The 12,931-nt window shown below is 60.2% G+C and carries 12 protein-coding genes; 3 read left to right on the plus strand and 9 right to left on the minus strand.

Translation table 11 applies throughout. From position 1 onward, the window contains the following. The first annotated feature begins 119 nt into the window (after positions 1 to 119). Positions 120 to 536 (plus strand): hypothetical protein, encoded by a 417-nt coding sequence (locus FHT86_RS16265; RefSeq protein WP_133707815.1) that lies wholly within the window; start codon positions 120 to 122, stop codon positions 534 to 536. 151 nt (positions 537 to 687) lie between these two features. On the opposite strand, the gene FHT86_RS16270 is transcribed toward FHT86_RS16265, so the two are convergent. The 7 genes from FHT86_RS16270 to FHT86_RS16300 form a co-directional block, all read right to left on the minus strand. After that, the gene (locus FHT86_RS16270; protein ID WP_133707816.1) at positions 688 to 1,383 is read right to left on the minus strand and encodes a response regulator transcription factor; all 696 of its coding nucleotides are present in this window, start codon (positions 1,381 to 1,383) and stop codon (positions 688 to 690) included. Position 1,384: 1 nt separating this feature from the next. Continuing rightward, complete coding sequence (locus FHT86_RS16275; RefSeq protein ID WP_133707817.1) at positions 1,385 to 1,762, minus strand: response regulator; 378 nt, start codon at positions 1,760 to 1,762, stop codon at positions 1,385 to 1,387. Positions 1,763 to 1,764: 2 nt separating this feature from the next. Next, the gene (locus FHT86_RS16280; protein WP_133707818.1) at positions 1,765 to 2,406 is read right to left on the minus strand and encodes a response regulator transcription factor; all 642 of its coding nucleotides are present in this window, start codon (positions 2,404 to 2,406) and stop codon (positions 1,765 to 1,767) included. Further along, a complete protein-coding gene (locus tag FHT86_RS16285) occupies positions 2,403 to 5,612 on the minus strand; it encodes a PAS domain-containing protein (RefSeq protein ID WP_133707819.1) in 3,210 nt (1,069 codons plus the stop codon). Before FHT86_RS16285 ends, FHT86_RS16280 begins: the two co-directional genes overlap by 4 nt. A 520-nt stretch (positions 5,613 to 6,132) precedes the next feature. Next, positions 6,133 to 7,209 carry a lipocalin-like domain-containing protein gene (locus FHT86_RS16290; RefSeq protein ID WP_133707820.1) on the minus strand — a complete coding sequence of 359 codons (1,077 nt, stop codon included), beginning with the start codon at positions 7,207 to 7,209 and terminating at the stop codon, positions 6,133 to 6,135. Continuing rightward, the gene (locus tag FHT86_RS16295) at positions 7,199 to 9,607 is read right to left on the minus strand and encodes an ABC transporter permease (protein ID WP_133707821.1); all 2,409 of its coding nucleotides are present in this window, start codon (positions 9,605 to 9,607) and stop codon (positions 7,199 to 7,201) included. Before FHT86_RS16295 ends, FHT86_RS16290 begins: the two co-directional genes overlap by 11 nt. Further along, complete coding sequence (locus FHT86_RS16300) at positions 9,604 to 10,263, minus strand: ABC transporter ATP-binding protein (RefSeq protein WP_133707822.1); 660 nt, start codon at positions 10,261 to 10,263, stop codon at positions 9,604 to 9,606. Before FHT86_RS16300 ends, FHT86_RS16295 begins: the two co-directional genes overlap by 4 nt. 803 nt (positions 10,264 to 11,066) lie before the next feature. On the opposite strand from FHT86_RS16300, the gene FHT86_RS16305 reads away from it, so the two are divergent. Further along, a complete protein-coding gene (locus FHT86_RS16305) occupies positions 11,067 to 11,297 on the plus strand; it encodes a hypothetical protein (RefSeq protein ID WP_133707823.1) in 231 nt (76 codons plus the stop codon). Positions 11,298 to 11,362: 65 nt separating this feature from the next. Here the strand turns inward: FHT86_RS16305 and FHT86_RS38090 are convergent, their stop codons facing one another. Both FHT86_RS38090 and FHT86_RS38095 read right to left on the minus strand, forming a co-directional pair. Then, on the minus strand, positions 11,363 to 11,518 hold the full coding sequence (locus tag FHT86_RS38090) for a hypothetical protein (protein ID WP_246779530.1): 156 nt from the start codon (positions 11,516 to 11,518) through the stop codon (positions 11,363 to 11,365). 33 nt (positions 11,519 to 11,551) lie between these two features. Further along, positions 11,552 to 11,779, minus strand: a complete 228-nt coding sequence (locus FHT86_RS38095) for a GNAT family N-acetyltransferase (RefSeq protein WP_312862369.1) — start codon at positions 11,777 to 11,779, stop codon at positions 11,552 to 11,554. 329 nt (positions 11,780 to 12,108) lie between these two features. Here FHT86_RS38095 and FHT86_RS16315 point away from each other — a divergent pair, with 329 nt between their 5' ends. Further along, positions 12,109 to 12,846 carry a class I SAM-dependent methyltransferase gene (locus FHT86_RS16315; RefSeq protein ID WP_133707824.1) on the plus strand — a complete coding sequence of 246 codons (738 nt, stop codon included), beginning with the start codon at positions 12,109 to 12,111 and terminating at the stop codon, positions 12,844 to 12,846. Positions 12,847 to 12,931 lie beyond the last annotated feature (85 nt).

Genomic DNA, 12,931 nt, shown 5'->3' on the forward strand with positions numbered 1-12,931 from the left:
GCCTGTCGTCTTCGAATGGTCGCTATCTGCAGACTGTGCCGGAACACGAAAACGAAGGCAAAGCGGGGTAGGGGCGATTGTGGCAGCCGTTATTGTGCCTCCACACAAAGGAGGCTGCGATGAACGCTTCTAAGCCGGAGGGCTTTGATACGAACGCCGAGTTGCGGGCTCATTTCGCCGAGCTCGAAGCTGATGCCCCGGCGGAGGAGGGACTTCAAGGCCCAATCGACGACATTTCCGTCGAACGGCGCCTTGACGATCTAAAGAGTGAGATCGACCACCTCAGAGACGAGATCGAAAATCTACGTGCGCGCCTGGCTGTCATTGGGGGGCAGGCGAGAACCGTTGTCAGATCTCACCTGGACTGGGCAGATGCGAGCGCGCACGCTCAGCTCGGCCGCTATCCATGGGCAAAACTTGCGGGTGCAATGGCAGGGACCTTTATCTGCGTTCGGCTGTCAAAAAGACTACCCTTGGGAAGGATCGCCAGTGTGGCGGTTGCGCTGATCACCGCCCGGCTCGACGCAAATCCGTAGCATTGAACAAGGTCGCCCTGTTCAGGGACGTGTTGCCGAAATGTAAGCATTTGCTTCCCGAAAAGGCGGGCAGAGTTCGTCACAGATTGGCTCCGCCGGCATCGGGGGGTGCCTGCGACTAGCCTATTTCAGGTGCGTGGGATCGGTCTGGTCAAAATCCGGGTGGGCTGGCCTCGCGCATCGCGAGGGGCAGGGTTTCCCATGCCCTGATCAGCTCTCCGATGGAGCCGGCCTCCATCTTGCGCATGACGTTGGCGCGATGCAGCTTGACCGTGACTTCGCTGATGCCGAGGTCGAAGGCGATCTGCTTATTGAGGCGCCCGCGCGCGACTTCGCGCAGGATCTCGCGCTCGCGATGCGTCAGCGTCTCGAGGCGCTCGAGATTGCGCTTGACGACTATCGCCTCCGCCCGCCGCGCCGCATCCAGCTCAATACCGGCAATCACTGCATCGAGCAACGTCTGGTCCCGCACCGGCTTGGTGAGGAAATCAACCGCGCCGGCTTTCATGGCCTGAACCGTCATCGGGATGTCGCCATGTCCGGTCAGGAAGATGATCGGCTTCAGATTGCCGCTTCGTGCCAGATGGTGCTGCAGATGAAGCCCGCTTGCCCCCGGCATGCGCACGTCGAGGATCAGGCAGCCTGGGCGGTCCAAAATGTCGGAGTCGAGGACTTCCTGGGTCGAGGCGAAACTGACCGGCTGGAAGCCCGCCGAAAGAGTCAGCTCCGACAAAGCCTCTCGAACGGCTGCATCGTCATCGACAATGATGACCGTCGGCTCCTCTACATCGTTCCTGCGTTGCGGTACCGGCGGCACCAATTTCCGGATCGGTTGCTCCACTCTCATGTCACCCTCCATTTCTCGGTTTTTGCATGGCCTCTGTGATGGCTGCGAGCAGGGCAGGCGCATCGAAAGGCTTGCGGAAAAAACCGCTGATGCCCTGGGCGCGACCCTGGTCCGCAATTTCGTGGCGGCCGGTAATCAGGAAAACCGGCAGTTCCGGACGCGCCTTCTTCACAATGTCACGAAGTTCGAAGCCGTCCGTGCCGGGCATGCCGATGTCCGTTATCAGCAAATCCAGGTCCGCCAGTCCGCGGACAAGCAAATGCCCGGCCGACTGGAAGCAGCAAGCCGCATAGCCGGCGGATTCCAGCAACTCTTCCAGCGACTCGAGCAGCCTTGGATCATCATCGACAACCGCGATGATCGGTTTTGTTTTCTCCATGCTTAATTTCCTCCCGCTCGACGCGAGTGGGTAATCGGTATTTCCAGTTTCTCTGCGACACGCACGAGATCGGCGAGCGACGCTGCTCCCATTTTCTGCATCACATTCCTTCGATGAATTTGCAGGGTGACTTCGCTGATCCCCAGTTCGGACGCCGCCTGCTTGTTAAGGAGCCCACTGACCACGAGCGGCAACACCTCACGTTCCCGTGGCGTAAGCTCCAGATATCGCTGTCTCAGCTGTCTGAGTTCAGCGCGTTCCGATCGTGTCTTCCGATCCTCGGAAATCGCCGTGTGGACCGCGGCCATGAGGTCTGCATCGCTGAACGGCTTGGTGAGGAAATCCACCGCGCCATGCTTGATCGCCCGTACCGAGGACGGAATATCGCCGTGCCCGGTGATGAAAACGATCGGCGGGTGATCGCCCTCGGCGATCTGCCGCTGCAATTCGAGGCCGTTGATATCGGGCAATTCGACGTCGAGGATCAGGCAGGCGGGAACATCCGGCTTCTCGGAGTTCACATATTCGCCCGCCGATCCGAAGGCGATGGCGCGCATGCCGTGGGCCTCCAGGAGTTCGCCGAGCGCCTCCCGGATGCGTCCGTCATCGTCTACGATGAATACAACATGATCCTCCGTCGTCATGGCGCCGCTTTCGTTGCAATCGGTAAGGTGAAAATGAATCGCGCGCCGTGCGGTTCATTCTTCTCGGCCCATAAACGCCCGCCATGTGCCTCGACGATCGATCGGCAAATGGCGAGACCCATGCCCATACCGGTTTCCTTCGTCGTGAAGAACGGCTCGAAGACCCGGTCCGGAAGCTCGATGCCATCTCCAAAATCGCTTATTTCGGTTTGCACCTCGTTGCCGACGCGATGCGCGCGCACCTCCAGAGCCTTTTCCCCGGCGACAGAATCCATTGCGTCCATGCTGTTGCGGATGAGATTGATCAGAACCTGCTGGATCTGGATGCGGTCGACCGTGACCGGCGGAAGCCTGCTTTCCACGTCGATGTCAATCCGAGTGCGGCGACGGATCGCCTCGCCAGCCATAAGGTTGGATGCTTCCGCGATGGCGTCCGAGACGGACAGGTTGGCTCTGTTCTCCACCGACTGCCTGAAGAGAGCCCGAATGCGGCTGACGACTTCGGCCGCCGAATTGGCGTCGCGGATGACGCGCTCGGTCGTAATCTTGGCGCGTGCGACATTGACGGGTTCGGCCGAAAGCCAGCGGTAGCAGGCATGCGAATTGGCGACGATCGCCGCCAGAGGCTGGTTCACCTCATGCGCGATGGAAGCCGAGAGCTCGGCGAGGCTCGCCGCCTGGCTCGCACGCGCGAGCCTCTCCTGCGCCAGGCGGAGCTCTTCCTGCGCGCGAACCTCGCCATCGATATCCAGGCAGATGACGTTCCATTGCACGATGGCGCCTTCGCCATTGCGCATCGGCGCGGCGCGCGTCTCGACCCAGCGATATTCGCCGTCGAAGCGTCGCAGGCGGTGCCTGCGTGCATAGGGCTCGCCGGTCGACAAGCAGTGGGCATATTGTTGCTTGACCCCAGCAACGTCATCGGGATGGACGCCGGCGTCGAGCGTGCCGTTCAGCCGCGATTTTCCCGCGCCGTCCAATTCTTCAAGCTCGTAGCCGAGGAATTCGCGGAGTTGCTGGCTGCGATAAACCGGCTCGCCGTTCGGCGCTGCGCAATCGATGAGTGCCGGCAGTGTTTCCACCAATTGCCAGAGAAACCGTTCTCGCTCACGCAAGGCCTCCTGCGCGTGCATCTCGTCTTCGATGTCGATTGAGGCAATGTACCATTGCACGATCGCGCCATTAGGATCGAGCAGAGGCTGCGCGCGTGCTTCTATCCATCGGTAGGTGCCATCCTTGGTGCGCCGCCGAAACCGGTTTACGAAAGGCTGGCCGGTCGCGAAGCCGTCTTTAGCTCTACGAAACATCGTCGGAAAGTCGTCAGGATGAGCCACGTCTCGGGCCAACGCATCAAAATCTTCGATCTGCGTGGCCGGCACACCAACTTGGTCCTGATATCTTTTGCTGGCGTAGGTAAACTTGCCCGAAGGATCGAAGCTCAGGATATTGAAGGGCACGGCGTCGATCATTTGCTCCAGTTGCCGCTTGCTGCTCCGCAGGGCTTCTTCGGCCTGCACCTGATCGTCGATATCGATGGACACCTGGTACCACTGAACGATCGCTCCATCTCGATCACGCAGAGGCTGCGCGCGCGCCTCTATCCAGCGATAATTGCCATCTTTCCAACGCCGGCGATACCGCATCATGAAGGCGTCGCCGGATCTGAGGGAGCTGGCTGACGCACGCAGCACCTCGGCAGCATCTTCGGGATGAACCAGTTCTTGCGCCACGCGGGTGCTATCTTCGAAATTCGCCCCGGAGAGGCCGAGATCCTCCAAAGATCGCTTGTTGACGTAGGCCAGCTTGCCGGCAGGCGTCCAGCTCCAGATGTGGACTGGCAAGGCGTCCACAAGCTGCGAGAGCTCCCGCTCCCGTTCGCGCAAAGCCTCCTGCGCGCGCACCTCATCATCGATGTCGATGGAGATTGCAAACCATTCGACTATTTTGCCGTCGTCATCGCACAATGGCTCCCATCGACCGTCGAACCAGCGATAGACGCCATCTGCGCGACGCATGCGATATTTCATTGCGTAGGGCTCACCGGTCGCAAGCGAGTGTCGGATTGCATTCAAGAGCCGGTCGGAATCGTCGGAGTGAACAAAAGTCCGCATGGCGGTCACCAAACGACTGCTATCCCGATTGTCCAACTGCGCGACGTCGTCCAGACCGAAAAAGTCGAGCAGCCGTTTATTGAAGAAAGTTGGCTCGCCTGCCGGCGTCAGACGCCTAATCTGGACCGGGACCATGTTTACGATTTGCTCGAGCTCCCGCTCCCGATCGCGCAAGGCCTCCACGCTTTGGCGCAATGTTAGCAACGCCAGCTGGTGCTGCCGTGATATGGCGGCGACGATCAGCGCCGAAAACGCCGAGATCACCAGGAAGAGCTGCAACATGATCTGCCTGTGCCGCTGGGTCTCTGGATCGCCGGCAAACTGGCTGGTACCGGAGATCGTGAATAGCGCCGTGATCAGCGCGAGGAGGGCGAGGGTAACGGCAGCCCCCTTGAACTCGAAGCGCACCGCAGCCCAAAGAAGGGGCGGCATGATGATGTAGGCGAAAGGCAGGTAGCCGCTGAGCGAAAGGGCGGCGACGCCGAGCAAGATCAGTCCCAGGACACCAGCTTCCAACCATCGCGACGCCGAGAATTCGGCCTTGCCGTGCCAGTTCTGGAACACGACCAGCGCGAGCGGCGCCACGATCAGGGTCCCGGTGGCATCCCCAATCCACCAGAGAGGCCAGGCCCCTAAGAAGGTTTGCGAAAATATGCCAAACCAGGCGAGTGTCGCACTGCCCACGGTCGCGCTGATGATGGGCGCAATTCCTGCGCCAACTACAACGAATGCGACAACTTCCTGCAAGGTTTCCAGTCGAACCGGCCGCTTGAAGGTTCGGTTCACCAACCATGCGCCGATCGTCGCTTCGAGCGCGTTACCGGCATAAATGAGGACCGCCGCAGGCAGCGGACTATGGAACCAGAGGACATTGCCGACCAGCTCGGCCAGGCAGCCCGCCAGCACCCACCAAGGCCAACTCCGCATGGGAGCGAGGATGAGGGTGGCGATGAACAGCCCGCTCGGTGGCCAGATGGAAATACCTGTTCCAGGTACAATTGCGAGCGCCTGCGCAAAGCCGCAACCCAGGACATAAGCCACAAAAAAGAGGCCCAGATGCAGGAGTTGGGGGCGGTACGACCAGACAAGCGTCATCGGCTGCTCCTGCAGGATAAAGAAAGCGCGGGATCGCCAGCGTTTCGAACAGCTTAGGGCTCGGCTTCGGCGCTGGCGATCTGATGTTGCACCGTAGTCTCGCCGCCGCACAGCGGCAACTTATGGAAATCCATGTATCGGGCTGCAGACAGCCAGAAAACAGATGCCGAACCGCCAATATGCGGCATCCGCACCCCGGCCAAGACGGTGCGAGTGTGTGGCTGGGCATCGCCAATTTATGTCCATTCGAACGGTTGAGCCCAACGATGTCACATGAAGTCCGTCGACCGGCCGCTGCGGCTCGAACGTGTCGTTCTAGGCAATCCGCGCTATGGCGTCGCTTCCCAGAATGAGCTGCTCTGGCAGATCGTTCCGGCGTGAGAGATCGAAAATCACGCCGGCTAGACGTGGGTCAGACTACAGAGTTGTTGCCAGCGCCCGGTCCCGCCGGCTGAGCGAACTCACCTTGGTCATCGCGTTGACCCCAGGTCTTTCCACCTGATCCTTCCCGAGTGGTTCGCTACCGGTAGCCCGTCATCTCTAAGTAGCCCAGCCCGTTGAATGATCCGGTGGTCCGCACAGGCCCCTCCCAATAAGGAAACTGGCTTGCGACCCACGCGTGGTCGTTGATGGCTGACACACTCACATCAAGACCCCTTTCCGGCAGTTCGAGGCGCCACTTCACAGGAACGTTGCGGCCAGCGACTGACGCGGTAGCCCCGGGCGTTACCTTGAGCTGGTTGGACGGGATCGTCGTTGGCTTACCCTCCGCCGATATCCAGGTACCCGAGGTAAAGCCTCCGCCAGCACTATCGCGCAGGCGGAACCCCATCAACTTTTCGCCGCTGTCAAAATGGAGCGAGAACCAGTCCCAGCCTGTCTGGTTCGCCGCGAGCGGCTGGCTCGACCATTCCCGATCCAGCCATGCCTTCCCGGTCACTGCAACCTCCTTGCCCGGCAAGCGCAGCACACCGGTGACTGTGTAGAACGGTTGCGAGTAATAGTAGCTCGCTTGCCCCTCTGCTGATTTGACCGAAAATCCGTTGTCTCCCTGTGGCACGATCGGCCCGCTCGCATCGAGATCAAAACGGTACCCGAAATCGGCACCCGTCGCTGTCATCCTCAAATGCGAAAGCTCGTCTCCTCCGCCGGTCGGCTCCCGCTCGGCCAGGTTCCATTCATCAATCCACGCGGAAAAGGGAGACGTGTTCACCCCGGCCTGACCGACGCCGCCACGCGCCAGCCGCTCCGCCGAGAACTGCCTGTCGGGCGTCGTCACGGCGGCGTTGCCCATCCAGACCTGGGGACTAGACCATCCCGACTTATCGCCAGGCGCGGCAGCCGATCGGAAAAGTGTCCATTGCGCGCCGTAGTCAATGCCGTCCGCCCCCTTTAGGTTTGCCGTCACATACCACCACTCGATGCGGAAATCCGGGTGTGAGCCATGGTCCCTGGGGAATTCGAACTGGCGGCCAGTTGTCGGAAGCGCGAAGCCCTCGGCTTTTGTGCCAAGTCCGGCGAAGCCTTGGGCCTGGGCAACGCCAAGCTCCCCCAGGCAAAGCGTCAGGACAGCGAAGAAATATAACTTAGCGTTCATCCGCAAACACCTTTAAAAGCGTGGCGGGCGTGACCTTCGAAAGCCGCCGTAATGGAACGACGACGGAAACAAGTGCCGCCAAAATTGCGAGCCCACCAAGTTTAAGCCAGTCTGCCGGAAAAAGCCGGAGAGGCAGCCGCCATCCGAATGCTTCGACGTTCACGACGGCGAGAAGCACCCAGGCGAGCGCAATACCGACAGGAATAGCCAGGACAAGGGTTACGAGGACAAGCAGCATTGTTCGCCAAAGCTCCAGCTCAACCAGCCGCCGTCGGGTCAAACCCATTGCCCAGACTGGAGCCAGTTGCGGGAGCCTCATCCCCGAAAGCGTGGTCATGCTCGCAAAGAGCGCCACACCCGCGACGCCGAGGGTCAAGACGTTCAAGGCGGCGGTCACCGAGAACGTCTGTTCGAATACTTCCAGCGAACGCCGCTTGAGGCTTGCCTGATCGACGACGTTCTGTGGGGGTAGTCCGAATGCGTCCACGACCTCCCGCCTCAGTCCGGAAACCTTTTGGGGGTCAACGCGCACGCCAAACCTCAGACGCGAGACGTTGGGATAGTGGTGGGTCAGGGCATCGATAGCGACGATGGCCTGACCGGTGGGGTTTCCGTAGTCCGAATAGACGCCGACGATGGGCACTTTCCAGCCGCGCGGCAGCGTAATCATATCGCCGAGACTATGGTGGCCTCGCCTAAAGAGTTGCTCGTTGACCAGCGCAGCGTCGCCGCGGACGATCCTGTCCCAGGCATTCGGCACGGCTTCAAGGAGCGGCCATTTATCGCGGTAGGTCCGATTGTCGACAACACCGAAGACCTGGCCGGGCTGACCGTCGATATCCCCTTCGGCGTTCCAAACCGGAAGGACCGCTTCGACCCTGGGCCGGAGCCAGCGAGCCAGCCTGTCTCCTTCCTCGTCCGTTCTCGCCGTGAGATAGAGTTCGGAGGCTAGCCGCTGGTCAAGCCAACCGGTGAAGGTCGACCTGAAACTGGAGACCATCGTGCCTACCCCGACGTTGGCCGACAAGGCGATGAGCAACGCCATCAGTGCCAGCGCCAGGCCGGGTATCTGTTGCCGGGTGTCGGCCCAAAACCAGAGGGCTACGGGTCGTGCCGACGTGTGTGACATCAAAGCGAGGAAGCCTGAGAGCACGCCAGGCAGCAGCAGGGCCGCGCCAAGCAGCAAGCATGTGAGAACCGCAAAGCCCATGACAAGGCCGGAACCCCACTCCGAAAGAGCAGCGGCGACGACGAACAGAACGAGGGCCGCCGCCGACTGCACCAAAATCAATCGTTCGGACGCCCTTGCCCAGGCTCTGGGTTGAGCTGGCGCGAGAAGCGGCATACGCGATATCTGCAAGAGACTTTGCGCCGCAGAGAGGAGCGTACCAGCGACTGCGATCGCCAATCCGCTCAAGACCCAACCGCTTCGGAACGTCAATGCTCCATCGACGCTTGCGCCATAAAGGCTACGGAGTGTCGCTGCGACGCCGGGCAGAAGGAATGACGCGAGGATATATCCAAGCGCGACGCCCACCAGGCCGGAGAACACCGCGAAGACCAGAAGCTCGATAAGCAACAAGCCCATAAGCGTCGTCGCGGGGATCCCAAGGGACCTCAATGTCCGGAACGTCGGGCGACGCTGCTCGAACGCCAGCCCGATCGTCGAGTAGACAATGAACAGGCCGACCGCGAAAGCGAGAAAACCGAAGGCCGTCAGGTTCAAGTGGAAGCTGTCCGTCAGCCGGCTGAGGTCGCCCTGCACGTCGGGCTTCTTGAGCGACAATTCGGGCGCGACCACTGAAAGCTCCGGCCTCCCCATCGGCTGGTCCGGCGAGACGACAAATCGGGAAACCAGCATGGGCTTGTCCAGTAGCCCCTGGGCAATGCCGATGTCGGCGATCGCAGTGCTCGGAAGCATCCCTGGACTTACCTTGAGAGGCGGCGTGGAATTGCCCTTGAGTCGCTCAGCAGTTTCGGAGGAAACGTACAGAAGGCCCGGAGGTGTGATGAAGGCCAGGAGATCGGATGTGACACTCAGAGCCGCGGCTGATGCTCCGCTTGGCAGGGTCACAGGGTCGACCCCGATAAGATGGATGCGGCTGGTGCCAACCCGCCACTCGCCCTCGACAATGGGAGAGACCTTCCAGCCAGCGCGGCTCAAGCGGGCAAACGTTTCCTGGCTTACCTCCTCACCGCTCGTGGGAACGAGCTGGTCGAACCTGTCCTGCCCCAGCATGGCAGCCGCCCTGTCGTAGCTCGCGCGCGCCTCGGCGTTAATCGCCTGGACGCCCGACCAGAGGGCAGTTGCCAAAGACAGACCCAACAAGAGCATCGCCAGCTGCAACGGGTGTCGTCGCCAGTGCGAAAGCAAAGCACCAAGGCCGGACGAGATCATAGGACGATCCGCCCCTGCGTGAGCTTGACCTGTCGGTCGAGGCGACCCGCCAAGCGCGTGGAGTGGGTCACCATCAGCAGCGCGGAGTCGGTTTCGGCGATCAACTCCAACATGAGTGTCATGACGGTATCGCCGTTGGCCTCGTCGAGATTGCCGGTCGGCTCGTCCGCCAAGATGAGCGCCGGCCTAGTTGCCAAGGTTCGCCCGATCGCGACGCGCTGCTGCTGGCCACCCGACAGTTGCTCGGGGTACCGGCGCATAAGAGGAAGAAGACCCAGTCGGTCGGCCAGCTCCGCCTCCCAGGCCGGATCCGAGCGCTCGGCGAGACGCGCGTGAAAAGAGAGGTTAGCCGCCACATCGAGAGACGGAATCAAATTGAACTGCTGGAAGACCAACCCAACGACACCGCGTCGCACAGCCGCGCGCCCCCGGTCGTCCATCTCAGAAACGGCTTGCCCGGCAACCACGATTTGCCCATGATCCGGCTTGTCGAGCCCGCCCGCAAGGTGGAGAAGCGTGCTCTTGCCGCTGCCGGATTCGCCTGTCAGCGCAAGGCTGCTCCCCGCAGCAAGGTCGAGATCGATGTCACTGAGGACGGCCAGAGGGCCCTCCGCCGTATCGTAATGCTTGCTGACGCCTCGGAGAGACAGAACCATTCAATCTTCCATTCAAACAATACCGATCCTCACCGAATGACTTGGCGAGCGGCAAAGGCAATGGTTCACCTGGGCGTCGCGACGTGAACGGAAGCGACGCCACATCTCGAATTTATGCGTCCCCGTCGCAAGTGGCCAACGCATCAGACACCGAGAGCCCGCCAAATTCCGCCTTGCCTGACGCGGAGGCCAGATAGCGGATCGAGCCAAGTCCCTGGATACCAACACTTGTTTTCCATCACCATCTGGAATTGCCCCATGAGCCCCTTCATTCAAGCGTGGCCGATGCATTCCTCGCAGATGCCGTATTCCATTGTCTCGTGTTCGGATGGCTCCACTGGCTTTCGGCAGCAGAGACAGGTCACGGCAAAAGGCGTTCGAGCACGGCATTTCGGCGGCGGCGGAAGAATCTCAACTTTGCCGTTGTCGTCTGTCCACTCCTTCCGGACTTCCATCAGGCGCTCCTTCTTAATCCATGGGACACAGATGGGGGTGCGCCGAGGCAAATACCAGCTTATTCCCTGAACGACGCATCGGCGAGTTCGGGGGTGGACCGAACGCTGTGCGACAAGCTGATCGCCCGAAAAAGAGTCCTGAATCGTTCAGGAAACAGGCGTGGAGCAAGCGCTTCGCTTCTTCGCGTGGACGTCGTCGTTTTCGTTTGGTCCTCGCTAATTTTGTTCCTGTCGGGAACCAAGCGGGGAGCCGGTGGTTGAGCATGGGGGTGGAAGGAATTTTCGCCCGCAGCTGTGTCGTTCTATCACGTTGCGCGTCTAGCATAGAAACCAGACTAGGAGATTGTTATGAGCAGGACCTTTGATCTATCAAACTTTTCCGATGAGGAACTGGCCTCCTTCATCGAAGAGGCAACGACCTTGCGAGACACAAGGCGGGAGAGCCGTGATCGTGAGCTTCGAACAGGTGCAGACGGCTCCAAGGGGCAGGATGTAAGGGATCCGGACCACGGTGCCATTCCTACGCCGACGCCGCGTGATGTTAAGGAAGAAGGTCCGGCTCACGGAGCCACCAAGTGAAGCTTCTGGCGTTTGACTGACCGGCTGGCAATCGCGGCCGAGTGTGTCGTGCTTGTCGGTCTCAATTACCTTGTTCTTTCCTCCTCAATCGTCTCCGCTAGAGCGATCTCCATAACGATATCGGTCTGCAAGTCTTCGCCGACCGGGAACGTCGTGCTTCCGGCTGCCGCAAATCCCGACTTCATATAGAAGGCAATGGCTCGCGCATTTCGCTCGAACACTGTGAGTTCCAAACGTGCAGCGCCACGCTGACGCTATTCTCGCACCACATTTTCGAGCAGGTTCTTAGCGACCCCACAGCCCTTCCAGTCGGCATGAACGTAGATGCGGTTGAGAAAGGCGGTATGAGCATCGACCATGCCGACGAGGACATGGGCATACCCGATGATTTGATCGTTGGCGGTCGCGAGAAAGAGCGCTGCCGAGGGATCGTCTATTTCCGCTTGCTGGCATTCAGTGCCGAGGTCTTCTGGATATGGGATTCCATATCGGAAGCAGGTGTGTCATCCTGATAGGTGGCGCGAAATTGTTCGGCTGCAAAAAACGATAGGGCTTCAGCGTCGGATCGGTTTGCGTGTCTTATGGCAAATGTGCCAGGCATGTGCCCCTCGCTTGCCGAGCCAAGCTATGCTCCGGCGAATTCGAAAACATGCAAACGTCGCTGCAACTGTCGTGGACATCCTAGGCGAACTTGGCCTCATCCGAAACTCAAGAAGGCTTATCCGGTTCGCACAGCGGAATACCATCAATAGCGCGGATAAGATGACGCGGAGCTGATAAATGTAAGGTGGCTCTTGTGGTGGAGGTTCCTTTGAAAGATGTAGCGAGTGATAGCGAACATTGGGCGGGAGCGGCGGCGCAATGGATAGCTTGGGCGCGTGCGCCAAACCACGATGCCTTTTGGGCTTATCGGGACGCATTAGCCGACTACCTCGGCACGGCGACAGGTCGAGCGCTTGATGTCGGATGCGGGGAGGGACGAGTCTCTCGCCTGTTGAAGGCGTGTGGTTACACGGTGACCGCAGTCGATCCCGTCGCTGAGCTTGTAAGGGCAGCAGAGCAAGCCCAATCCGCTCATGACTACGCCATCGCGCCAGCCCGCGAGCTGCCATTCGAGAACGAGAGTTTCGATTTGGTCATGGCCTACAACGTGCTGATGGATGTTGTTGATGTTCCGGAGGCGCTCAGGGAAATCAAGCGCGTGTTGCGCAGAGATGGGACGCTCTTCATTTCGATCGTTCACCCGCTGGCGGATTTAGAGCTTCTCGCTGAAACCGGGCCCAACGCACCCTCAGACACTCATGCGAGGTACTTTGAGCGACGCCGTTTCGAGACAAAGGTCGAGAGCAGGGGCCTGACAATGCATTTCGCCGGCTGGGCGCAGCCGCTTGAAGCTTATATGAGCGCTTTGGAATCGGCAGGCTTTGCAATCACGTCGCTGCGCGAACCGGCTGCGGACTTGAGGGAAGGACGGGACCATATGAGCCGTTGGAGCGGACTTCCGCTGTTTCTTTGGTTGCAGGCCAAACTGCTTCCTTTTCATACTTAAGGGGTTTGCTGAGGGTCCAGACGTGACTTGGCGGCATTGTGGGCAAGGGTCCGGAAGTGGCGTGAGACACCAGCTCACGACTGCG

The sequence above is a fragment of the Rhizobium sp. BK313 genome (assembly GCF_014193655.1).
In the GTDB taxonomy this organism is placed as follows: Bacteria; Pseudomonadota; Alphaproteobacteria; order Rhizobiales; family Rhizobiaceae; genus Rhizobium.

Excerpts from the sequence above, each read along its gene's own strand:
- FHT86_RS16265 (WP_133707815.1), top strand. The coding sequence starts at position 120 with ATGAACGCTTCTAAGCCGGAGGGCTTTGATACGAACGCCGAGTTGCGG.
- FHT86_RS16270 (WP_133707816.1), bottom strand. The coding sequence starts at position 1,383 with ATGAGAGTGGAGCAACCGATCCGGAAATTGGTGCCGCCGGTACCGCAA.
- FHT86_RS16275 (WP_133707817.1), bottom strand. The coding sequence starts at position 1,762 with ATGGAGAAAACAAAACCGATCATCGCGGTTGTCGATGATGATCCAAGG.
- FHT86_RS16280 (WP_133707818.1), bottom strand. The coding sequence starts at position 2,406 with ATGACGACGGAGGATCATGTTGTATTCATCGTAGACGATGACGGACGC.
- FHT86_RS16285 (WP_133707819.1), bottom strand. The coding sequence starts at position 5,612 with ATGACGCTTGTCTGGTCGTACCGCCCCCAACTCCTGCATCTGGGCCTC.
- FHT86_RS16290 (WP_133707820.1), bottom strand. The coding sequence starts at position 7,209 with ATGAACGCTAAGTTATATTTCTTCGCTGTCCTGACGCTTTGCCTGGGG.
- FHT86_RS16295 (WP_133707821.1), bottom strand. The coding sequence starts at position 9,607 with ATGATCTCGTCCGGCCTTGGTGCTTTGCTTTCGCACTGGCGACGACAC.
- FHT86_RS16300 (WP_133707822.1), bottom strand. The coding sequence starts at position 10,263 with ATGGTTCTGTCTCTCCGAGGCGTCAGCAAGCATTACGATACGGCGGAG.
- FHT86_RS16305 (WP_133707823.1), top strand. The coding sequence starts at position 11,067 with ATGAGCAGGACCTTTGATCTATCAAACTTTTCCGATGAGGAACTGGCC.